Source organism: Microcoleus vaginatus FACHB-2002 (genome assembly GCF_040004035.1).
Taxonomy (GTDB): domain Bacteria; phylum Cyanobacteriota; class Cyanobacteriia; order Cyanobacteriales; family Microcoleaceae; genus Microcoleus; species Microcoleus vaginatus_C.
Genome location: NZ_JAMPLN010000054.1, coordinates 12,592 through 35,747, shown reverse-complemented (window position 1 = coordinate 35,747; position 23,156 = coordinate 12,592). Strand labels below are relative to the sequence as shown.

The following is a 23,156-nucleotide window of genomic DNA, read 5'->3' as shown; positions in this document are numbered from 1 at the left end:
TAGAAGTTAGAGGAAAAAGAGGAGATTACCCTACACAACGTATTAAATTCAAGTCCAGTCACCCGACTTAATATTTTGTTACATACTTATGGATTTTCCCGCCGACCTACTTATATAGTTAAAAACACCTTGACTTCCCTCACCGTACTTTCAGATAAATTCAGCGATTAGTCGATCGCTACACCTTTCTATAGCTTCATCAATAGAACTGTGTGCTAAAACTTGACCAGCCGACTGACGCAAAACTTCAAACAGATTCACAGTATAGCGAGTATCTTCACTGACAAAATCCCACAGTTATCGACCGATTAAAGTGATCATTTCCGAATTTGGCAAAATTTGCTTCAGCAAACCAAGTGTTACAGTTTTATTAGTTCTTTTGCCGTAAGCTATACCAATATAAGCGCGATCGCCCTCCTGAATTTTTTCCTCAATTTTGGCAGCCCAATATACTATCTGGTCTTTATCCATATCATTCGGACCACTTTTGACCTGTATCCAGCATTTCTCGCCATCACTCGTAGTTTTAATTGCGTCCCATCCTGACTCTTCCGGTGGACTTCCTGCACTTTCATAGCAAGATATAAATAGTTTTTGAATAAAAAATCCCATTGAAGTGACAATAGACCTAGTAGCAGTCATATAAACATTGAGCCTGACAACTTCTTCGGGAGTGTCCAGATTTAACGCCCTGATTAAAAATGGGTTGGGATGAATTTTCCCTAAAGTCAGATTTTCCACCATAACGAGCTGTCGCCCAGTAAAATCTCGACAAATGCTGGCTAAAAAATTTTCAGCGATAGTAAGTTGCAGCGACAGTTGGCCTGAAGATATAAATGCTAAAATGCGTTCAATCTCATCGGGAGTAAATCTGAGCGCTCTTTTGCCCGATATGCTGCTGATGCCGTTTCTGAGTGTTGCGGCTTCTAAGTTAAAAAATTATTCTAACTCCGCAAAGTGACTGGCGAAAGATCGAGACTTGCTGGCAGGCAGTCCTACTTCTTTTTCTAAAACAAAGGCTAATAATTCATGAAGTTGCTCTGACACTTTTATTTTGCCTAAACTTTGGTTTAAATATTAGTTAATTAAATAGAGAAAACTGTTGAATTATTTCTCGCCCTTGTACTCGATCGCCCTTAATTACCTGGCAAATGTACTTACCGATCGCCTCTCCCAATAATACCGGAACTGCATTCCCAATTTGTCGGTATTTAGAAGCAGTCGATCCATAAAAAACCCAATCGTCTGGAAACGTCTGAATTCGCGCGCACTCTCTGACGCTCAAAGGACGCAATTCATCGGGATGACACATATCTGTAGCCTTTTGATGGGGACTCGTTGTGACAGTAGGCGACGGTTTATCCCATGCCAAGCGCCGATAAAAACCCACTTTACCGCCTTCAGATTTATAAGCTCCTCCCATTGCTTCTTGTTGTAATTCGCTGGGTAAATCCCTCCAGTTTTGACCGGCTGTTAACAGGCGCAAATACTTGAGGCGACTTTCTGAGTAAGGGACAAATTCTGGCTGAGAATCTACTAAATCTTTTAATCCTTCTCTAAGCGTCAGCCATTTGGGTTTTTTACCAGTACCTTTCTGACTGTAACTTGGGAGCGGCAAAGTAACTGAATCATTACCTTTATAACCAATAAAGATTACTCTTTCTCTAACTTGAGGAACGCCATAATCAGCAGTATTGAGCAAATCATACACGACTTCATAACCAATGCGTTTCATCTCTGCCAAAATCACTTGTAACGCTGCACCGGGCATCTCATCAGCTTCTAACTGGGGGCAACCTAAACCTCGGCGATCGTGAGGTCGATGTCGAAGCGGAGCTGACAGCAATCCCTTAACATTTTCCATGATAAAAAAGCGCGGTTTGATTTCGTCAACAATGCGTATGAAATCCATAAATAAGCTACCGCGCGGATCGCCAACAGACCCCCGTTTTCCGGCTGTGCTGAAAGGTTGGCACGGGGGGCCACCAGTCACTAAATCTACTTCATCAGCGCGCAGAGGCCTATCTAAACCTAAGATTTGTCCGCCTTCTTGTAATAGAGTTTGGGCGCTGACTTGGCAAATATCTCTCGGTACAGCAGATACGGATAAATGAGGACGATTTAGAGAGATTGTTTTGGTAGCATCAGGTTCGATTTCTACTAAACTTACTGTCTGAAATCCGGCTTTTTCTAGACCTAAATCTAAACCGTAGGCTCCAGTAAAGAGGCTAATAGTTATCGGTTTGTTGTTAATCACAGGTTTTTGGCTCAAGACTAGATTTTGCTGTAATGAAAATTGTACTTTCCTAAAATCCAAATGCAAGAGCATCCAGCATATAATTACCCTTCTCCCGCCCAATTTCTTGATATATATCCAAAAGTTCTTCGTAAGCAGTCTCTCCTCCTATAATATTCCAAAACTCATGTCCCATAATGACAGCTTGTTCAAAGGGCGTGTACTTCCTTGCCACTGACAATTTATAATCTGAACGATTTGGCCCGTAAGGATTGTAAGCCATAGCATAATAAGATTGAGCATCGGGTCGAGACAGTCCGCACAGTAAATGATATCTCAGCAGTCGTTGAATTACCTCCAAGCATTGTCCTTTGTTGGGTTTTGACCCTTGAATTTCAAAGAAAAATTTCCTCCCGTCAGGGGATAACACGTACAAATCTGCTTTGACCGATCGCCTAACTAAATGGTTCGTTTTTTGAGCCTCAAGAACAGCTTCTATCATTTCTTCAAAAGCAGGTTTATTTGCATTATTGTCGGCTGACTGCTCAAATAGCGCTATCTGACGCTCAATTTCATTGATAGCCTCTATGCTAAGGAATGAAAAATAAATAAGTTGATGAGTTATTGGTTATAATGAAAAAAGTGCGCTTATTGCAATTTTCGCCAAAAGAGAGATCAACTGACAACGGATTTTTCTACTTAACTATTCTAATTTACTTTTAAATCCATGTTTTATTCTAGTTCAATTGAGTCAGAAATGAAAAAATTTTACAAATCACGATCAGAAAAGGATAAAAAAAGGTATGCAGAAGAAAGAATCTCAAAAATTAGGATGGGGTGGAATTAGCTATGTAATGTAACTTTTGGGCTGCCGCCGAAATACCATAATCAAGGGATTAGAAGATTTAGAAAAAATGGACTCAGAGACACTAAAGAGTTCCAGGGTCAGAAAGAAAGGAGCGGGAAGAAAAAGTATTGTGTCTACTCAAATCGGCATTGATGCAACCTTTTTAGAAGTTTTAAAAAATCACACAGCCGGAGACCCAATGAATGAGTTAATCAAATGGACTAATTTGACGCATAAAGAAATAGCTTCTGGACTACAAGCGGCAGGTTTTACCATTAGTATTCCCTTAGTGACGAAACTATTCACGTACTGCCTTCCTTGACTGTGGCCGCTGACGATACCACCACTAAACCTCGTAAGTTTTGGGTGTACGAGAGAATTATCCGCATTCCTTACTAGGGCATTTATGAAATGAGAACGAGCAATTTAGAAGTCTATCACCTCATAGATTTTGGGTATCGAAGGATGGAGCCAAACGAACGCGGTCACTATCCCATTCCTGTACTAGATGTAGAATTGGGACTGTGGCAGGGAAACTATCAAAATCAAGAACTGCTTTGGCTGCGGCGGTGGGATTCCCAGGGGAATTTGCTGTTAACTGGCTCCGAACAAGTTGAAATTGAGCGGGCTAGAACCGAACAAGAACGGGAAAGAGCCGAACAAGCAGAGCGAAAAGTTACCCAATTAGCGGAGCGACTGCGAGCAATGGGAATCGAACCCGATGCTGAGGATTGATCTCAAATTCCCAAAACTCTCTCTGTAGCGCTAGCATCCCGCACCTGATCTTTTATAATCACAAAAAACAAAGCTGATGGAAACTAAACCACCTCTACCGCCCTTTACATTGGAAACGGCTAAAGCCAAAGTTCAAGCTGCTGAAGATGCCTGGAATACCCGCGATCCAGAACGAGTAGCCTTAGCTTATACGGAAGATTCTCAGTGGCGAAACCGTGCCGAATTCTTCAGCGGACGAGAAGAAATTAAGGCTTTTTTAAGACGAAAATGGGCAAAGGAATTAGATTACCGTTTAAAGAAAGAACTGTGGAGTTTTACAGAGAATCGGATTTCTGTTCGCTTCGAGTATGAGTGGCACGATGATTCTGGATACTGGTATCGCGCCTATGGTAATGAACAGTGGGAATTTGCCGAAAATGGGTTAATGCGAAGACGTGAAGCTAGCATTAATGATGTTCCCATTCAAGAGTCAGAACGGAAGTTTCGATAGGAGTTATCTGTGAGTTGCTTAATGAAACTTAGACATTTTCTCACCTTTTTAGGGGCTGAAAACCTCTCCCTCGCAAAAGAAAGAGGTCTGTGGCCTAAAAATGCCTGAAACCATTGTAAATATTAGATTTATGCCCTTTCGAGGTAAAAGTCTTTTTCTATCTAGGTTTTAAGCCATTTTGGCTTCAGTTTTTGTCTCAGCCCGTTAGCGTAACTTTCGGAATTACTGCTGATTTCTCCCCTGCAACTGAAAACCGCTATATGATGAATTGGGCCCAATCAGTTTCCTAGACCATAGATACCGGGAAATTGGTTGCTATACAGATAGTAGGCATCTCAATAATAAACTGCGTTCCCTGCTCTGGCGTAGAAAAACACTCTAGTTGAGCGCAGTGTTTTTCTAGCAGAATTTTTCGGCTGATTGACAATCCCATGCCTGTACCTTTTCCGATTGGCTTAGTAGTAAAAAAGGGAGTGAAAAGTTTAGCACGAACTTTCTCAGTCATGCCAATACCATTATCAGCAATTGTGACCCGAATGCCAGAACCCGTGCTAATGTTGTCATAGGAATTGCCCGCTACGACTTCAGTACGAATCAAAATCTGCGGGTGAAAAACTTTACTCTCTTCTCTACTTCCCCGCTCTTCCAAAGCATCTATAGCATTCGCTAAAAGGTTCATAAACACCTGATTAAGCTGACCTGCATAACAGGTCACAAGCGGCAATTGACTATAGTCTTTAATCACATCAATAGCAGGGCGCTCTGCCCTAGCTTTTAGCCGGTGCTGCAATATCATCAAGGTGCTATTAATACCTTCGTGGATATCTACTGATTTGATTTCAGTTTCATCCAACCGCGAAAAATTTCGTAGAGACTCCACAATCATACGAATGCGTTCGATGCCTAACTGCAAGGAAGAAAGCAACTTTGGCAAATCGTCCATGATAAATGACAACTCTCCATCTTCTATTGCCTGGAGAATTTCTGCTTCGGGTTGCGGGTAATGCCGTTGGTAGAGATTCAACATATAGATGAGTTCTTTAATATAATCTTTCGCATAGGAGATATTGCCGTAAATAAAGTTAACCGGATTGTTAATTTCATGAGCGACACCTGCAACTAATTGACCGAGACTAGACATTTTTTCACTTTGAACTAGCTGGAGTTGTGTGTCTTGCAGTTCTCGGACAAAATGCTCTAAGGCAAGAGCTTTTTGGTGTTCTTTTTCTTCACTGATACGCAGTGCTTTCTCTACTTGTTCGCGCTGCTCTATTTCCGACTGCAATTTATGACCTAGACAAAAACTTCTCAAAGCTGTTAGCACTGTAGTGTATAGCTTTGATGTCGTTAATTCAGTTTTAGTTTTATAGTCATTTATATCGTAATTGATAATAACGCTTTTTTCGGGTACTTGTCCGGGTTGACCCGTGCGTAAAATAATTCGCACTAACTGATTGCCTAACACTTGGCGGACATATTTCACAAACTCTAAGCCAGCATCATCCGTTTCCATGATTACATCAAGCAGGATGATAGCCACATCAGGATGTTCTTGAATTAACTGTTGAGCTTCCTTAGCCGAATAAGCACTAATAAATTTTAAAGATTTATTTTCATAAACAAACTTTCTTAAGGCGAGATCGGTAGCTGTGTGCACTTGAGCCTCATCATCTACAATCAAAATTTTCCAGCTTTCTGTCGGAGAATCTTCTGATACTTCATCGGCAAAAAATAACTCTTCATCTGAGTTAACTTCTTCCGCAAATAACACTTCTTCAGATGATTTCTCATTTGAAAAGCCGTAAATACTTTTGTCCATTGCTGCTCACCTTTCTGTGTTACTGATGTTGGGATTTAGGAAACTACGGTTCTGAATCGATTTGGACGGGTAGCTTAATAATAAATTTGGTGCCTACTCCGACCTCACTTTTACATTCTATTTCACCCAGAAGTTTTTGGGTTACTAAATTGTAGACAATATGCAATCCCAACCCGCTACCACCCTGACCGCGTTTTGTAGTAAAGAATGGCTCGAAAATTTTACTTAAATTTTCTGGGGGAATGCCTTGACCGTCATCGGAATATTCCAATCTAAGCCGAGATCCCTCTTGCTGCCAATCAAAAGCCAGCTTTCCACTAGCGCCCGGTTCGTAAGCGTGAATCAGAGAGTTCATCAGCAAGTTTGTGATAACTTGGGATAATGCACCTGGATAAGAATCTAGGACTATTTTGGTGTCTCCTTTAATTTCGATCGAATGTTTGCTATTTCTCAATTTGGGTTTTAATTGGATTAAAATTTCATCGAGATAATCTATTACCAAGAAGGTTCGCCGTTCTTCGCTCGATCGATCGACTGCCACTTCTTTAAAGCTCTGAATCAATGCTGCTGCCTGATTTAGATTAGTTAGAAGGGTGTTGCTGCTTTGGCTGGCTATATCCAAAAATTCTTCTAGTTCCGAGCGTTTCATTTTGCCACTCTTATAAGTAGAAGCAAATTCTGTGGTATGTTCTGCTAAAGCTGACGCAACGGTGACACCAACGCCGATGGGAGTATTAATTTCATGGGCGACGCCTGCAACTAATCCTCCCAGCGATGCCATTTTTTCAGATTCCACTAGCTTACTTTGAGTCGCTTTTAAAGCATCCAGCGTGTTGGATAATTCGTGGGTGCGATCGCTCACTAATTGCTCTAAGTTTTGATTGAACTCCTGCAAGTTATTGTAGAGTTGGGCATTTTCAATGGAAATTGCTATTTGGGCCGATAACAATTTTAACAGTTCTAGCCTATCTGTAGTAAAAGCTCCTTCTGTCAAGTTATTTTCTAGGTAAAGAATACCTGTCAGCTTGCCTTGGTGCAGCAGAGGAGTGCAGAGTATCGATTTCGGTTGAGTGGCTGCAATATAAGGATCGCGGGTAAATTGTCCCTCTTGGGTAGCGTTATTTAAAACTACGTTTTCCTGGGTGCGGATGACGTAGTGGGCGATCGCACTTGCCAGTTTTGGCGTTTCCCCAGAAGCAGCTTCTGCATTGAGAGGATGCGATCGCAGCACGCTAACTTCATCTTCCTTGACGGAACCTTCAGCCTCAATTGCCCAGTTTCCTGCTTTTTCTAAAATTAAAAATCCTTTTTGGGCGCCTGCATTTTCGATGGCGATTTTCATCAACCTTTCCAGTAACTTACTCAAAACGATTTCACCTGAAATTGCTTGGGAAGCTTTCATTACTGTGGCTAAATCTAGCGTCTCTCCCAAATTGGTGCTAGTGCTATTAGGCGCATTGGTTGTTGTGTTAACGTTCGTTTGAGTTGTTGTCTTGGCTGAGGTTCTAGCTAGGAATTGGGCGTATTTTTCTTCTAAATGCTTAACTTTAGCTACAGCGCCCCAAGCTTGGTAGCTATAATGAGCGTTTTGCATATAAACTTGGGCGATCGTGTCTTTGCCCCATGAAAGATAGAATTTGCCAGCGAGTTCGTGAGCTAGTGCTTCTTCGTTGATGTACTCGTTTTCTTTCGCAAGAGCAATAGCTTTCTCGTACATTTCTATTGCCTCGATTTTTACCCCTAAAACCCGATACCGTTCTGCCTCTACTAGATAGAATTTGTGTAGATAATTCATTGGGGCATGATGCGCCCATTTCTGCATTTTCTCTTGATTAGCTTGTACTCTGTCGAGAATGCCCTGTTGCTCTGACTGTGGAGTATCAGAATACACCGCCAACCGCAGCAAAGAATCGTAAAAATGGAAGATAGGAATAACGGGCAATCCTACCATTGCATCTAAACACTTCTCTGCTAGAGCAGTATTTTCAATGCCTTCTGAGTAATTTTCAAACAAATAACAAAGGTAAATTTTGTTCAAATATATGTATGCAACTGCCGATTTGTCCTTTGCCTGCTGGTATAATGGCAACTTCAGCTCCTCATCACAGGCTTCACCCTTCAGAATACAAGGTTTTTCGCTTTTTCCCAACAAATTTAATATAGCTTGCCAATTTATTTCTATATAATTAAGCGCTATTTCTTGCTTGACATTATAAATAGCATCTCTGTTAATTGCTATCCCTCTGTCCAGCACAGTCAGTTCTTTGCCACTATAGTAAGCTGCACAGGAGGAATGTATTAGACTAAAGCCTGCATATTCTAAATCTCCTGTCTCTATTCCGCTAGAGTAAGCAGACACTAAAGGCTCGCATGTTTCTCTCAGATGCTCTTTCCAATGTCGGGTAAATATATTTACATGGACAACTGTCTTGGCTTTAATTTCTTGAGCATTTAACTTTGACAATAGACTTAAAGCTAATTGACCGAACTGATAACCCGAATCAATATCCTCCACAATTCCACAAAGAAGAAAACCATAATTGGCATAAGCAAAGGGAGAAACAGAAGCATTACCATATTGGACGGATAAATCTACTTGTTTGCACACCGTCAAGAGCAACAGTTGTGGAGCAGCAATGTATGCAGGAGCAAAGATACTTGATATAAGTCTCATAGCTGCTAGTTTATAGGGATCTGTCATTTGAGGCAGGTCACTTAAATCCTCAATTCGCTTCCCCTTCAAAATTGCCGCCGTTTCCCCCAGTGCTTGCCCAATATCTGACGGGTTTGGCTGAGAGGGAAACTCCACCCCTAACAGCTTTAAAACTTGTAGCCCTCTATTAACTGCTTCTAGTAGCTTTTTCTGCGACACGGAAGTTTGAATCTGGACTTCATAGACTTTTATTTTTTCCAATAGGTTTTTGGCACAGTTTTGCACGACCTCAGCTAATTTCTGCATCCGGTCAAAGTCACCACTCAGAAATGCTGCCTCTGCAGCTTCGGTATGTAGTGCTAATGTCAGTTCGTAATGATGAGTCCAGCTAGAATTTGCTAGCAGTCCCAAACCTGCTTGCAAATATTGGGTAGCCGCAGCATGAGCCGTTGCTGCTTTAGCTTTTTGACCTGCGGTTAAATTAAGTTTTGCAATTTCAGTTCGTTCGGATTCGTCGCCAACCCCTTCAATTCCTAAATTAAGATGATCGACGATCGCAAATATCTCTTCCGCTCGTTTCTCTGGCGATGTATTTTGCCACAGCAAGCGACCAATTTGTAAGTGAACTGTTTTTTTAGAACTTTCTTCAATCAGGGCATAAGCTGCTTGTTGCACGCGATCGTGCAAAAACTTATAAGTAGTAATGACGAGATGAGACTGAACGATTTCTTCTTCTGTTACGCCGAGTTCAGAAGTGGCTAAAATTACTCCATCTTGAATGGCTGGCAATAGCTTTTGAAAGGTTTCAGCGGGAGATTTTTCATGAACAACAGACAGAGTATTTAAGTCAAAACTATTGCCAACGCAAGCGGCTAATTGTAAAATTTGTTGAGTTGACTCGGGCATTTTTCTCAATTTACCGACCATCAACTCAACAACGTTATCGGTAATGCCTACTGCTTCGATTTGTGAAATATTCCAATCCCAGCTTCTTTGCACTAAATTGAAATGCAGGAGGGTTTCTTCATAGAGAGTTCTGAGAAACTGATTGACAAAAAAAGGATTGCCTTGAGTTTTACCGACGACTAACTCAGCTAGGGGCATGACTGCACCTCTATCCCTACGCACAGTATCAGCTATCAAGTTAGCAATATGTCCGATATCTAAGGGAGTTAAGGTAATTTGGTTAATAGTAGGCTCTTGCTTTTGCAGCCCCTCCAAAGTCATTATCAGGGGATGTGTCTGGCTCACTTCGTTATCTCGATAAGCACCCATTAGAAATAAATATTTTGTTTCCTCATCTGCCATCATTACTTGCAGCAGTTTCAGAGTAGCGGAGTCAGCCCATTGCAAATCGTCCAGAAAAATGACTAAGGGATGCTCCACAGAGCCAAAGAGCCGGATGAATTTTTGAAAGACTAAATTAAAACGGTTTTGCGCTTCCGTAGCCCCTAATTCTTGGACTGGTGGCTGTTTGCCAACGATGAGTTCTATGTCGGGAATGACATCTATAATTATTTGACCGTTATCACCAAAAGCCGCTAAAAGTTGTTCTTTCCAGCTATTGAGTTGGATTTCGCTTTCAGTTAACAGTTGCTTGACTAAGGACTGAAAGGCTTTGACAATAGCTGAGTAAGGAATATTGCGTTGAAATTGATCGAACTTTCCGGCAATAAAATAACCCCTTGCCTTAGTTATCGGCTTATAAACTTCTTGCACTAAGGCGGATTTACCAATTCCAGAATAACCAGACACTAACATAATTTCTTTCGTGCCTTTGCTAACGCGATTAAACGCGGCTAGCAAGGTTTCTAGTTCTCGTTCTCTCCCATATAGTTTTTGGGGAATTTGAAATTTATCCGTAATATCTTTTTGAGCGAGATCAAAATCAGCAATCGTTCCTTTAGCCTGTAGTTGTTCCAGGCATTCTTCTAAATCTGCGATGATGCCCCAAGCACTTTGGTATCTTTTTTCAGCCGTTTTCTCTAACAGCTTCATTACTAGATCTGAAACGGTTTTAGGAATTCCTATTCCTGGATTGATTTCATGGGGCGGTACTGCTTGTTTAGCAATATGACAGTGCACTAATTCCATTGCATCGTCGTAATCGCATGGCAGTTGCCCCGTTAGCAGTTCGTAAAAAGTGACTCCTAATGAGTAAAAATCCGTGCGGTAGTCGATCGCTCGGTTCATTCTGCCTGTTTGTTCCGGCGATATATAGCTGAGAGTGCCTTCTAAAACATTAGGATTTTTTAGGGTAGGATTCTCACGAGTTAAAACAGTAGAGATGCCAAAATCTATGATTTGGACTAGCCATGTTGTCGAGTTAATAATAATATTACTGGGGTTGATATCTTTATGAATAATGTTATGTTGATGAATGTCGCCTAAAGCTCTGGTTATTTTAATAGCGGTTGCCAAAAACTCTTCTAAGGTAAGTTTGTGAGAAGCCAACCACAGCTTTAATGATTCTCCACCACTATCCTCGAAAACGATCGCCAAACTGTTCTGGTATTTTTCTAAGCTGTAGGTTTTAGGTACAGTTTCTAGGTTAAGATTGCGTGTGATTTCGTATTCCTGCTTGTATCTGACTAACGAAGCTGGCATCGGATAATCTTGCTTGAGAAATTTGAGAATGACTGGTTGGTTGTCTTGCTTTCTCAATCCTCGGTAAACTAAAGAATTGTTACTTTCATGTATTTGGTTGGTAATCTCGTAGCCAGCTAAGTTAATCATTTTTGCAGCCTATTTAAATAAGAAATACACATTTTTTTAGCCATTATCAATTTGTAAGTAGATTTACCCTCTAATATAAAGATTAGCTTGCACTTTAAGCAAAATTTAAATTTCAAATAAAAAAATATTAATTTTTACATTTCTTAAAAAAAATACAAATAAAGATTTATGTTAGGAGGGAGCTCGCTCTACAGTTTCCTCCAAAAGCAGGCAGAACAGAGTGAAGGTATCTCGCCGTTGAGCTTCCTCGGAGATTTGTACCGCTTGTTATAGTTACTAGATCTATAGCCAGATATGGGGGACTGGCGGGGGGTAAATTTGACTTTTGCAAGAACTCTAAAGAAGTTTATAGAGCAACTGCGATCGTGTAGAATCTGAAAAAATAATTTTAATGGAGTTTTGTTGCAAATGAAATTTTTGGCGATCGAAACACTAATTGTTAGTTCTATCCTTCTGTCAATCTCATCATTGTCCTCTGCTCAAAGTAATCAACAGGGATCTACAATTCTCCCCACAGGAGCTTACTACGCTCAAGGAACAATGTTCAATAACTCCCGTAGAGAGATTGCACATCAAAACAATAGAATCTGCATCAAGATCGTCGATGGCCCTGCAAATCCCTACAAAGGAGTCGAATCTATCACAATTAGCAGCGTGTCTGTTGAAAATGGGAAATACTATATTGATGCAACTGGCACAGAGCTAGTATTAAAAAACAATGGAAAAGCATTCTCTGGCGACATTCGCGGTACATGGGAGTATAGAGGTACCTCGCCCGATCGAAGGAGTCAACCCATACAAGCTCAAAAAATGGCCGAGTGTGTAGCGGCTCAAGGACGATATGTGGAGAAGATGGAAGGAATATCCATTTCAGGAATCGATTTTCCCAAGCATTAACCACGATCGAGATGGGTGGGGGCGAAACCAAAAAGTGCTCTGTGAGATGCAGTAATCGGTAATCGAAGTAAGGTGCGGAGTACGCACCTTACATCATTAGGTTATGCGCCCAAGACTGTATCCTCAATCGGTAAGCAAACTCGGAGAAGTCAGCACAAAGACATCCCTGGTTCCCACCCCTTCAGATTCCGGTTTAATCGGCGTAGTAAAGTGGAAAAACTCGTGGTCGTTAACTAACAGCAATTCCCCTGGCTGCAGAACTTTATTAAAAACAGGCTTCTCTTTTTTAGCCAAGTACAAATGCGTTTCCCCGCCTACAATATTAGTTCTGTCAACAGAGAAAATCCCGATAAAGTCAGTACCGTCTTGGTGAATGCCTTCCGGTGCGGGGTTGCCGAAATTGTGCGGCGAACAAGTTGTCCTGATTTGATGGATGCCGATTTCAGCTTCCGGGTGAATTTTGCAGGAATCGAAAAAAGCAAAAATCATCTGTTTGAAATTATCGAGGGCGATTAGCCGATCGTCCAATTCGGCAAATTCCCGCCTGATATCACCCACTAGCGGATTGTATGTTTTGCTTTGAAACAAATAGCCGTGAGGTAACTTAACTAACTCATCTCCGTTGACTGTAAACCGCGATAATCTTCTAGAACGATACTTACCTTTCACATACGGATCGACAGGCATATCGTCAAAAAATTCCTTGAAACCTTCTAGCTTAATCGAGTTTACTTTTTTGAAAGTAAACATGAAAGCATAATCCAAATGAATGGATTCTAATACCGTTTTCATAGATTTTTCTCCATGAAGCCTTGCTCCCCTCCCTAATTTGCCTTGAGGAGGTGTATGCTTCTACTCTAGCGCAGGATTTTTGTATGTGTCGTAAAAGACCATACAAAAATTGCAAAGATATAGTAAAGCTTGCAAGATGAATCGGGAGGCTGGTTCTTCTTTTAATCCAAAATCCAAAATCTAAAATCTAAAATCGATTGACCGCTTTCACCAACGACTGACAGGCGCGCAGGAAAACGGCAACATCGACCCCAAGTGTGACGTACTGAACGCCAGCATCAATCCACTGCTGGGCGATTTCGGGGTTGTCAGCAAAAGTACCCGCGGCTTTGCCTGCTTTGCGGATGGTTTGCACTGCCTCCTGCATCATGTCGATGACTCGGGGATCGCGGACTTGGCCGGGAATGCCGATCGACTGTGACAAATCGTAAGGTCCTAGAAAAATCACGTCAACCTCTGGCACAGTAACAATTTCTGCCAGGTTGTCGATGCCGCCTTTGCCTTCGACATGAATCACAACTAAGGATTCTTCGTTGAGTTTGTCGGTGATATTTGTACCTGCGGCGGTGTAAAGTCCCGCCCGCGTAGCGAAGGAAAGGCCTCGCGTACCCAGAGGACTGTATTTAGCGCTTTTGACAGCGGTTTCGGCATCGATTTTGCTTTCAATTTGAGGTACTTGAACGCCTGCACTGCCGATGTCAAGAGCTCGTTGAATTTGCGGCCCGTCGTTTTTGCGGACGCGAATAATCGGTGCAATTCCAGTGCAGTCGGCGGCGCGACACAAATCTTCAGCAGCAAGCGGGTTCAGGGGGCCGTGTTCCATATCGATAACGGCGAAATCGAATCCAGCGTGACCGCATATTTCCATGAATGCGGGATAAGCGCAGTTCATAAATAAACCGAGGACTGTTTCCCCTTGTTTAATTTTTTGTTTGAGTTGGTTTTGACGCATAAATTTGGAGTTTTTTTACCGCCGCTGACGACCGATGAACCTAAATTGTTTTTAATAATACAGCTAAAATATTGCCGTTACAAATTACTTTAGGTTAAGAGAATAGACAAAAATTTGGTAGCTGCTTTTGCTTCTATTTTAAAAGGAATCAAGCACAAAAGCCAGCCAAAAATAAACATTCCTAAAATGGGTAAAAATATTGCTCCCACGGAGGGTTCGACTAACCAAGCAAATAAAGAAAACATTCCAATACTGCCAGTTGTCCACAGCCAAAGAATCAAAATTCCTATGACTATTTTATGTAAAGTCATCCTAATTTTGATGGAACAACCGAACTGTTGAGTATGTATATCTCCTTGTATAATTGGGAACAATAAATTTCGACCGATGATGATGCGATTGATTGTGAAAATTTTGCCAGAAATCGTTCCTTCATAGGGTTTCGCAGGTGGCGGCCCAAAGGGTATAATTATTCTAACAACTTTGGGAGGAGTAACAACTTCGTCCAACCTGCGTAAAACCTCCGAAAAAGTTAAACTGGTGGTAATTGTTAAACTCTCAAAAGGAATCAATGACCTAAAAATTTTGACGATTTTGAGCATAAGGTAGAGCCGACTGTTCAATAGTTGTTGCTGGTATTAATGCCTCTTCTCTAAAAAAGTTTTCCCTGACAACACCGCGAAATACCAGTATACTGCAAAATAAACATTTAGATGGCATGAGTGTTTTTCGCGCTATGTCAAAATTAATTCCACAATCTCCGATGAAACTTCGACAGTATCTATTTTTGCTCAAAGGTCGATCGATCCTTAGCCTCACCCTCGGCATCATTTCCGCGATGGGGAGCATTTCGCCAGTATTTGCCGCACCTCCGCGTAATCCAGACAATGCAGAAACTTGCGACATTCTAGTAGCAGGCGGCGGACTCGCAGGCGCTGCTACCGCTTACGAAGGTTTGCTGGCGGGGCGCACAGTTTGCCTTACTGAAATTACTGACTGGGTAGGCGGTCAAATTTCCTCGCAGGGAACTTCCGCACTTGATGAAAGGGAGACTCAGCGATCGCTCTTATTTTACCCCCGCGGCTACCTCGAATTGCGGGGGCGGATCGAGCAACATTACGGCCGGCTAAATCCCGGAGGCTGTTGGGTTAGCTATTCGTGTTTCATGCCCTACGACGGTCACAAAATTCTATTTAACATCTTGCAGGATGCTGCTAGAAAAGGCAAAGGCACGCTGAAATGGTTTCCCAATACGGTTATTAAAGAACTAGCAATTACTCCTGCTGTGGCGGGGAATGCGGTTGGGGGCCAACAAATTAAAAGTGCGATCGCCATTCAACATAAACCCGCGGCCAACACGCCACCACTCAACACAGAAACTCTTTCTCAGACTATCGAAGATGCCTATCGCTACGAAAATTCGCCGCGATTTAACAAAACTATTATTCGGTTTATTCCTAAACCACCTAACCAGTCAAGTTCTCAACCTAAAGGTGCTGATTGGTACGTTGTAGATGCCACTGAAACAGGCGAATTGATCGGACTTACCGATGTTCCCTACCGCCTCGGAATTGACCCGCGTTCCCCTCTCGAACCTTCCTCCGCTAGCCCAAGTGGCGACGCTTATTGCACTCAAGGTTTTACCTACACCTTTGCGATGCAGGCAACGAAAGAACCGCAGCAGCATCAAGTGCCGTCTTTTTATCAACAATATGCTCCTTACTACAGCTACGAATTGCAGAGATTGGCGAGCTTTCCCTTAGTTTTCAGCTACCGCCAAATCAGGAGCATGAGACCGGATGAAAAGCGACCTTCAGACCCGAAGCAATTCCCGATTTATCCGGGGGATATTTCGATGCAAAACTGGACTTGGGGCAATGACTATCGTCCCGGTTCTGCCCAGGATAATTTAATTTATTCTCGCGCGCAGTTGGAAGCAGCAGGTCAACTGCAACCGGGGGGATGGATGGGCGGTTTGCGAACCGAAACTTTGCGTAAGGGAGAGGAAAATGCCAAAGGATTTTTCTACTGGCTGGTAACAGGAACTACTGACTCGCAGCTAGGAGATGGAGTGAAAAAGCCTTATCCAAACAATCGTTTTTTGAGCGGGTTGGATTCGCCGATGGGGACGGTGCACGGACTTTCTAAATATCCTTATATGCGGGAGGGCCGGCGCATTATTGGGCGGCCGAGTTTCAATCAGCCTCAAGGTTTTACGGTGTGGGAAGTTGATATGTCTCGCACTGACTTTACGGCTGATTTTTACCGCCAGAATTTGTCGGAGGAAGAGTATCGGAATTTGTGGTTGGCTGTGGGTGGTTTGAATGCGCCGGCTTTGGCTGTGGGAAGTCAATCTGTTGAGGATACAAAATCGCGATCGCGCGCTACGATTTATCCTGATTCTGTGGGTATCGGTCATTATGCGATCGACTTTCACCCCTGCATGACCAACAGTCCGCCGGAAGCACCGGGAAATACCGAACGGGAAGGCACTCGCAAAGGTCAAGGGCAAGCTTATCCGTTCCAAATTCCGCTGCGGGCAATGATTCCTCAGAAAATTGACAATATGTTAGTGGCGGGTAAAAGTATAGCTGTTAGCCACACAGCGGCCGCTGCTTATCGAGTGCATTCTTTTGAATGGTCTGCAGGTGCGGCGGCGGGAGTTACGGCTGCTTTTTCCCTAGAAAAGGGGATTCTACCTTATGAATTAGTGGACGAATTGCCCTCCCGCGAGCCGAACTTGGAAGTGTTACAGTTGCGGTTGCAACAAAATGCCAATCCCATCGCCTTTCCGGGTACTTCTATTTTCAATAGTTCGTGGCAAAATTGGAAATAATCGCAGTTGGTAATCTGTAGCGGTGGCATCCTGCCCGCCCTACAATAAAATTCACTCTTTGTAGAACAGGGTGGAACAGGCTTTCGGGCCTGTTCCTGACACCCCACAATTAACTCGTTACCAAAAAGAGCCTGCTAACCAGTATAAAATAACTAATAAGTCGATAGCTGACCAACAGCAATTTGTCATCCATCTTTCGATAGAAGCAATCAGACACTGCTTTAGTCGGATAATATCAATAATCCCAAAAATATTCCCCCCTTCCCCTTCAAACTCCCCAAAGGTAACGGTCATGTCAACTGCACAGATAACAAGCCCCAATTCCAATAATGGTTATGCCAAACAGTTACTCAGAACCTTAGTAGCAGTCAAAAAAGGGGACTTTTCAGTTCGGATGCCCATAGACCAGACCGGTCTAGCGGGAAAAATTGCTGACGAACTTAACGAAATTATCGAGCTCAATGAGAGAATGGCGGCCGAACTCGATCGCATCGGCACAGTTGTCGGTAAAGAAGGCAAAATCGCCCAACGGGCCACCATTGGCAACGCCGAGGGATCATGGGCAGCTAGCGTCAACTCTGTCAATACCCTAATTACAGATTTAGTGCAACCAACCTCTGAAACCGCCAGAGTAATTCGGGCCGTAGCAAAAGGAGATTTATCGCAAACCATCGCCTTAGAAATAGAAGACAGACCCCTCAAAGGAGAATTCCTCCAAACAGCGCAAATTGTTAACACAATGGTAGACCAGTTGAGCTCCTTTGCGTCGGAAGTAACGCGGGTGGCTAGGGAAGTAGGAACCGAAGGGAAATTAGGCGTGCAAGCTGAAGTACGGGGAGTTGCCGGAACCTGGAAAGATTTAACGGATTCAGTTAACTCGATGGCGGGGAATTTAACAGCCCAAGTCCGCAACATTGCTGACGTGACAACCGCTGTGGCAAATGGCGATTTATCCAAAAAAATTACCGTAGATGTTAAAGGCGAAATTCTCGAACTGAAAAACACGATTAACATCATGGTGGATCAGTTGAGTTCCTTCGCCTCTGAAGTAACGCGGGTGGCGAGAGAAGTAGGAACGGAAGGCAAATTAGGGGTGCAAGCTGAAGTTAAAGGAGTTGCCGGAACCTGGAAAGATTTAACGGATTCAGTTAACTCGATGGCGGGTAATCTTACCGCACAAGTACGGAATATTGCGGAAGTGACAACGGCGGTGGCAAATGGCGATTTATCCAAAAAAATTACAGTAGATGTTAAAGGTGAAATTCTGGAGTTAAAAAACACTATTAACATCATGGTGGATCAGTTAAATTCCTTCGCCTCTGAAGTAACGCGGGTGGCGAGAGAAGTAGGTTCCGAAGGCAAACTTGGCGGTCAAGCTGAGGTGAAAGGAGTTGCCGGAACTTGGAAGGATTTAACGGATAGCGTTAACTTCATGGCAGGCAGTTTGACAGCACAAGTGCGGAACATCGCTGAAGTGACAACCGCTGTGGCAAAGGGCGATTTATCTAAGAAAATTACCGTAGATGTTAAAGGGGAAATTCTCGAACTCAAAAACACCGTCAACACGATGGTTGACCAGTTAAATTCCTTCGCATCTGAAGTAACCAGGGTTGCTAGGGAAGTGGGAACCGAAGGGAAATTAGGCGTGCAAGCTGAAGTGCAAGAAGTAGCAGGAACCTGGAAAGATTTAACGGATTCAGTTAACTCAATGGCCGGAAATTTAACAGCACAAGTCCGCAACATTGCTGAGGTGACGACGGCGGTTGCTAACGGTGACTTATCTAAAAAAATTACGGTACAGGTAAAAGGCGAAATTTTAGAACTGAAAAACACCATTAACGTGATGGTGGATCAGCTTAATTCCTTTGCATCTGAAGTAACCAGGGTTGCTAGGGAAGTGGGATCGGAAGGTAAACTCGGCGGTCAAGCGGATGTGCGAGGCGTAGCAGGAACTTGGAAGGATTTAACTGATTCAGTTAATTTTATGGCGGGTAGTTTAACCGAACAAGTACGGAATATTGCTGCTGTTACGACTGCTGTGGCAAATGGCGACTTGTCGAAAAAAATTACTGTAGATGTTAAAGGTGAAATTCTGGAGTTAAAAAACACCGTCAACACGATGGTGGATCAGTTGAATTCCTTCGCTTCGGAAGTAACCAGGGTTGCGAGGGAAGTGGGAACCGAAGGGAAATTAGGCGTGCAAGCTGAAGTTAAAGGAGTTGCTGGAACTTGGAAAGATTTAACGGATTCAGTTAACTCGATGGCGGGGAATTTAACAGCACAAGTGCGTAACATTGCCGAAGTGACAACGGCGGTGGCAAATGGCGATTTATCCAAAAAAATTACAGTAGATGTGAAAGGCGAAATTCTCGAACTGAAAAACACGATTAACATCATGGTGGATCAGTTGAGTTCCTTCGCATCAGAAGTAACACGGGTGGCGAGGGAAGTAGGAACGGAAGGTAAATTAGGTGTGCAAGCTTACGTGCGGGGTGTAGGGGGAACTTGGAAAGATTTAACCGATAATGTTAACTTGATGGCGGGGAATTTGACGGCGCAGGTGCGGAATATTGCGGAAGTGACGAAAGCGGTGGCAAATGGCGATTTGTCTAAGAAAATCACCGTCGATGTTAAAGGCGAAATTCTGGAGTTGAAAGACACTATTAACGTCATGGTGGATCAGCTTAATTCCTTCGCATCTGAGGTAACGCGGGTGGCGCGGGAGGTGGGAACTGAGGGTAAATTGGGCGGTCAAGCTGAGGTGAAAGGAGTTGCGGGAACTTGGAAAGATTTAACCGACAACGTAAACTCGATGGCGGGGAATTTGACAGCGCAAGTGCGGGGTATTGCTAAGGTTGTGACGGCGGTGGCGAATGGCGATTTGAAGCGCAAATTAATGCTGGAAGCTAAGGGAGAAATTGCGACTCTGGCAGATACGATTAATGAGATGATTGATACGCTGGCGACGTTTGCCGATCAAGTTACTACTGTGGCGCGGGAAGTGGGAATTGAAGGGAAATTGGGTGGCCAGGCGAAGGTTCCGGGCGCGGCGGGGACGTGGCGAGATTTGACGGATAATGTGAATGAATTGGCGGCGAATTTGACTACTCAACTGCGGGCGATCGCAGAAGTGGCAATTGCTGTTACCAGAGGCGATTTAACGAGGTCAATTTCCGTCGCCACGGAAGGAGAAGTTGCGATCGTTAAGGACAACATTAACCAGATGATCGCCAATCTGCGGGAGACTACGCAGAAAAATACTGAGCAAGATTGGCTGAAAACAAACCTTGCTAAGTTTACTCGAATGCTACAAGGTCAGCGTGATTTAGAAACTGTTTCTAAACTAATTCTTTCAGAATTGACGCCGCTAGTGTCTGCTCAACATGGCGTCTTCTTTATGATGGAATCTGTCGAACACGATCCGTTCCTCAAACTGTTAAGTACCTACGCCTACCGCGAACGCAAACAGTTAGGAAATCGATTCCATTTAGGCGAAGGTTTGGTAGGACAGTGCGCCCTGGAAAAAGAACGGATACTGTTGACTGAAGTGCCGGAAAACTACGTAAAAATTGGATCGGGACTGGGAGAATCTACGCCGTTGAATGTCGTGGTTTTACCCGTACTATTTGAGGGACAAGTGACGGCAGTAATTGAGTTAGCTTCGTTCCGCCGCTTCAGCGAAATACACTTGACATTCCTCGACCAACTTACAGAAAGTATCGCCATTGTTTTAAATACAATTGCGGCGAGTATGCGGACGGAAGAGTTGCTGAAACAGTCACAGTCTTTGGCAGAAGAGTTACAAACTCAGCAAAAAGAACTAACGGAAACTAACAAGCGTCTCGAACAACAAGCGCAGTCACTCCGCGCATCTGAGGAACTGTTAAAGAGTCAGCAGGAAGAGTTGCAACAAACCAATGAAGAACTAGAAGAACAAGCTGAATTGCTAGCGCTGCAAAATAAGGAAGTTGAGCGGAAAAACCGAGATATCGAACAGGCGAGGGGGTTGTTGGAAGAAAGAGCCGAACAGTTGGCTCTAACTTCTAAGTATAAGTCGGAGTTTCTGGCAAATATGTCTCACGAGTTGCGAACTCCGCTGAATTCGCTGTTGATTCTGGCTCGATTGCTTTCTGACAATACTGAAGGCAATTTGACTCAGAAGCAAGTTGAATACACGCGCACTATTTACTCGGCGGGAAATGATTTGTTAGGGCTGATTAATGACATCTTGGATCTCGCTAAGATTGAATCAGGCACGATGTCGGTGGAAATTGATCAAGTGTTGTTTGCGGACTTGCGAGATCATTTGGATCGAACTTTCCGCCAAATCGCCCAAGATAAGAAGTTGAGTTTTAAAATCGAGCTGGAGGGTGGGCTGCCAAAAGGTCTCTATACTGATGCTAAACGGCTGCAACAAGTTTTGAAGAATCTCCTCTCGAATGCGTTTAAGTTTACAGAGCGAGGTGAGGTGAAATTGTCTGTCGAAGTAGCGCGGGAAGGGTGGAGTTTAGAGATAGAAAGTTTAACGAGTTCCCCTAATGTTTTGGCTTTCTCAGTTAGCGATACGGGGATTGGGATTTCTGCTGAAAAACACAGGGTTATTTTTGAGGCTTTCCAACAAGCTGATGGTAGCACTAGCCGCAAATACGGGGGCACGGGTTTGGGTTTGTCAATTAGTAGAGAAATCGCTAATTTGTTAGGCGGAGAAATTAAATTGACAAGTAGCCCTGGTGAGGGTAGTAGGTTCACGCTTTATCTGCCCCAAACTTACCAAGAATCGCGAATAATGAATGATCAGGAATCGGGAATGGGCAAGCAAAGGGCTCAATTGCCGGCTGGTATTTCTTCTGCTGTTCCTTCGCCGAATTTCAACTTGCCGATCGCCCCTTATCCATCACCGATTATCGCTGACGATCGGGAAAATGTCGAGCTCGACGATCGCGTGCTGTTAATTATTGAAGATGACGTGAACTTCGCTCGTATTCTTTTGGATATGGCGCGGGATCAGGATTTTAAAGGTTTGGTGGCTTTGCGGAGCGATATCGGTTTGGCGATGGCGCGAGAGTTCAAGCCAACTGCGATTATGCTGGATCTAAATTTGCCTGTGATGGATGGCTGGACAGTGCTCGATCGCTTGAAGCACGACCCAAGTACGCGCCACATTCCGGTTCACATTGTATCAGTTGAAGAAGGGCGGCAGCGCAGTTTGCAGTTAGGGGCGATCGCCTACTTACAAAAGCCTGTCAGTCGCGAAGCTTTGAGCAAAGCTTTGACTGATATTAAGGGGTTTGTGGAGCGGCCCGTGAAGAATTTGCTAGTCGTGGAAGATGACGAAACACAGCGTCTGAGCATTGTGGATTTAATCGGAAATCACGATGTTTCTACAACGGCTGTGGGGAGTGGTGCACAGGCGCTAGAAACTTTGAAATCGGGGCCTTTTGATTGCATCGTCCTCGATTTGGGACTGCCAGATATGACTGGTTTTGAACTGATTGAGCAGATCAAGCAAGATGCAGCTTTAAAAAGTCTGCCGATTATTATTTATACTGGCAAAGAGTTGACAAGATCCGAAGAAACTCAACTCAAGCGCATGGCCGAAACAATCATTGTTAAAGATGTGCGATCGCCGGAACGTTTGTTAGATGAAACAGCTTTGTTTTTGCACCGAGTCCAAGCAAATTTGCCGGAACCAAAGCGCCAAATGCTAGAGCAATTGTATCAAACAGATTCGACGCTGGCGGGCAAAACAGTCTTGATTGTTGACGACGATATGCGGAATATTTTCGCCCTCACAAGTATGCTGGAGCGCCATAAAATGGAAGTGGTGTATGCTGAGAATGGGAGAGAGGGCATCGCTAAATTGCAAAATACGCCTGAGATAAATATTGTGTTGATGGACGTGATGATGCCAGAGATGGACGGTTACGAAACCATGCAAGCAATTCGTAATATGCCTCAATTTGCTTCGTTGCCAATGATTGCTCTGACTGCGAAAGCTATGAAGGGCGATCGGGAAAAATGTATCGAAGCTGGTGCGTCTGACTACATTACCAAACCTGTTGATACGGAACAGTTGCTCTCGCTGCTGCGTGTTTGGCTTTATCGATAATGGAAGTCCGTTGACTGTTGACTGTTGACTGTTGGCATTTGTCAGTTGTCATTA

Annotated in this window: 13 protein-coding genes and 1 pseudogene; 6 read left to right on the top strand and 8 right to left on the bottom strand. The window is 43.4% G+C overall.

Annotation, left to right across the window (positions count from 1 at the left end):
* Positions 1-297: 297 nt before the first annotated feature.
* The 3 genes from NDI35_RS27615 to NDI35_RS27605 form a co-directional block, all read right to left on the bottom strand.
* Entirely contained in the window at positions 298-777 is a 480-nt protein-coding gene (locus NDI35_RS27615) for a PmeII family type II restriction endonuclease (protein ID WP_510182643.1), read from the bottom strand.
* Between the two features lie 304 nt (positions 778-1,081).
* On the bottom strand, positions 1,082-2,272 hold the full coding sequence (locus NDI35_RS27610) for a DNA cytosine methyltransferase (RefSeq protein WP_445315493.1): 1,191 nt from the start codon (positions 2,270-2,272) through the stop codon (positions 1,082-1,084).
* Positions 2,273-2,306: 34 nt separating this feature from the next.
* The gene (locus tag NDI35_RS27605) at positions 2,307-2,825 is read right to left on the bottom strand and encodes a TdeIII family type II restriction endonuclease (RefSeq protein WP_445315495.1); all 519 of its coding nucleotides are present in this window, start codon (positions 2,823-2,825) and stop codon (positions 2,307-2,309) included.
* 388 nt (positions 2,826-3,213) lie between these two features.
* On the opposite strand from NDI35_RS27605, the gene NDI35_RS27600 reads away from it, so the two are divergent.
* From NDI35_RS27600 to NDI35_RS27590, 3 genes and pseudogenes are all read left to right on the top strand, one after another.
* Positions 3,214-3,405 carry an ISAzo13-like element transposase-related protein gene (locus tag NDI35_RS27600; protein ID WP_445315492.1) on the top strand — a complete coding sequence of 64 codons (192 nt, stop codon included), beginning with the start codon at positions 3,214-3,216 and terminating at the stop codon, positions 3,403-3,405.
* 14 nt (positions 3,406-3,419) lie between these two features.
* Positions 3,420-3,818: pseudogene (locus tag NDI35_RS27595) on the top strand (Uma2 family endonuclease); the annotation flags it as partial.
* A 76-nt stretch (positions 3,819-3,894) separates the two neighbouring features.
* Positions 3,895-4,308: a nuclear transport factor 2 family protein gene (locus NDI35_RS27590; protein ID WP_333183336.1), complete on the top strand. Its 414-nt coding sequence runs from the start codon at positions 3,895-3,897 to the stop codon at positions 4,306-4,308.
* Between the two features lie 286 nt (positions 4,309-4,594).
* Here the strand turns inward: NDI35_RS27590 and NDI35_RS27585 are convergent, their stop codons facing one another.
* A complete protein-coding gene (locus NDI35_RS27585) occupies positions 4,595-6,127 on the bottom strand; it encodes an ATP-binding protein (RefSeq protein WP_445315491.1) in 1,533 nt (510 codons plus the stop codon).
* Positions 6,128-6,170: 43 nt separating this feature from the next.
* Positions 6,171-11,516, bottom strand: coding sequence for a trifunctional serine/threonine-protein kinase/ATP-binding protein/sensor histidine kinase (locus tag NDI35_RS27580; protein WP_445315490.1), 5,346 nt, complete (start codon positions 11,514-11,516; stop codon positions 6,171-6,173).
* A 408-nt stretch (positions 11,517-11,924) separates the two neighbouring features.
* On the opposite strand from NDI35_RS27580, the gene NDI35_RS27575 reads away from it, so the two are divergent.
* On the top strand, positions 11,925-12,413 hold the full coding sequence (locus tag NDI35_RS27575; RefSeq protein WP_445315494.1) for a hypothetical protein: 489 nt from the start codon (positions 11,925-11,927) through the stop codon (positions 12,411-12,413).
* A gap of 123 nt (positions 12,414-12,536) precedes the next feature.
* Here the strand turns inward: NDI35_RS27575 and NDI35_RS27570 are convergent, their stop codons facing one another.
* From NDI35_RS27570 to NDI35_RS27560, 3 genes are all read right to left on the bottom strand, one after another.
* Positions 12,537-13,205 (bottom strand): 2OG-Fe dioxygenase family protein, encoded by a 669-nt coding sequence (locus tag NDI35_RS27570; protein ID WP_190663232.1) that lies wholly within the window; start codon positions 13,203-13,205, stop codon positions 12,537-12,539.
* Between the two features lie 187 nt (positions 13,206-13,392).
* Positions 13,393-14,157, bottom strand: coding sequence for an HpcH/HpaI aldolase family protein (locus NDI35_RS27565; protein ID WP_333061735.1), 765 nt, complete (start codon positions 14,155-14,157; stop codon positions 13,393-13,395).
* Between the two features lie 89 nt (positions 14,158-14,246).
* Complete coding sequence (locus NDI35_RS27560) at positions 14,247-14,759, bottom strand: hypothetical protein (RefSeq protein ID WP_445315489.1); 513 nt, start codon at positions 14,757-14,759, stop codon at positions 14,247-14,249.
* Positions 14,760-14,920: 161 nt separating this feature from the next.
* On the opposite strand from NDI35_RS27560, the gene NDI35_RS27555 reads away from it, so the two are divergent.
* Both NDI35_RS27555 and NDI35_RS27550 read left to right on the top strand, forming a co-directional pair.
* A complete protein-coding gene (locus tag NDI35_RS27555; protein ID WP_445315488.1) occupies positions 14,921-16,993 on the top strand; it encodes an FAD-dependent oxidoreductase in 2,073 nt (690 codons plus the stop codon).
* Between the two features lie 292 nt (positions 16,994-17,285).
* Positions 17,286-23,102: a HAMP domain-containing protein gene (locus NDI35_RS27550; protein ID WP_445315487.1), complete on the top strand. Its 5,817-nt coding sequence runs from the start codon at positions 17,286-17,288 to the stop codon at positions 23,100-23,102.
* Positions 23,103-23,156 lie beyond the last annotated feature (54 nt).

Bases quoted from the DNA above. Each gene is read 5' to 3' on its own strand.
- NDI35_RS27555 (WP_445315488.1), top strand. From the start codon at position 14,921: ATGAAACTTCGACAGTATCTATTTTTGCTCAAAGGTCGATCGATCCTT.
- NDI35_RS27585 (WP_445315491.1), bottom strand. From the start codon at position 6,127: ATGGACAAAAGTATTTACGGCTTTTCAAATGAGAAATCATCTGAAGAA.
- NDI35_RS27565 (WP_333061735.1), bottom strand. From the start codon at position 14,157: ATGCGTCAAAACCAACTCAAACAAAAAATTAAACAAGGGGAAACAGTC.
- NDI35_RS27550 (WP_445315487.1), top strand. From the start codon at position 17,286: ATGTCAACTGCACAGATAACAAGCCCCAATTCCAATAATGGTTATGCC.
- NDI35_RS27580 (WP_445315490.1), bottom strand. From the start codon at position 11,516: ATGATTAACTTAGCTGGCTACGAGATTACCAACCAAATACATGAAAGT.
- NDI35_RS27570 (WP_190663232.1), bottom strand. From the start codon at position 13,205: ATGAAAACGGTATTAGAATCCATTCATTTGGATTATGCTTTCATGTTT.
- NDI35_RS27575 (WP_445315494.1), top strand. From the start codon at position 11,925: ATGAAATTTTTGGCGATCGAAACACTAATTGTTAGTTCTATCCTTCTG.
- NDI35_RS27560 (WP_445315489.1), bottom strand. From the start codon at position 14,759: ATGCTCAAAATCGTCAAAATTTTTAGGTCATTGATTCCTTTTGAGAGT.
- NDI35_RS27590 (WP_333183336.1), top strand. From the start codon at position 3,895: ATGGAAACTAAACCACCTCTACCGCCCTTTACATTGGAAACGGCTAAA.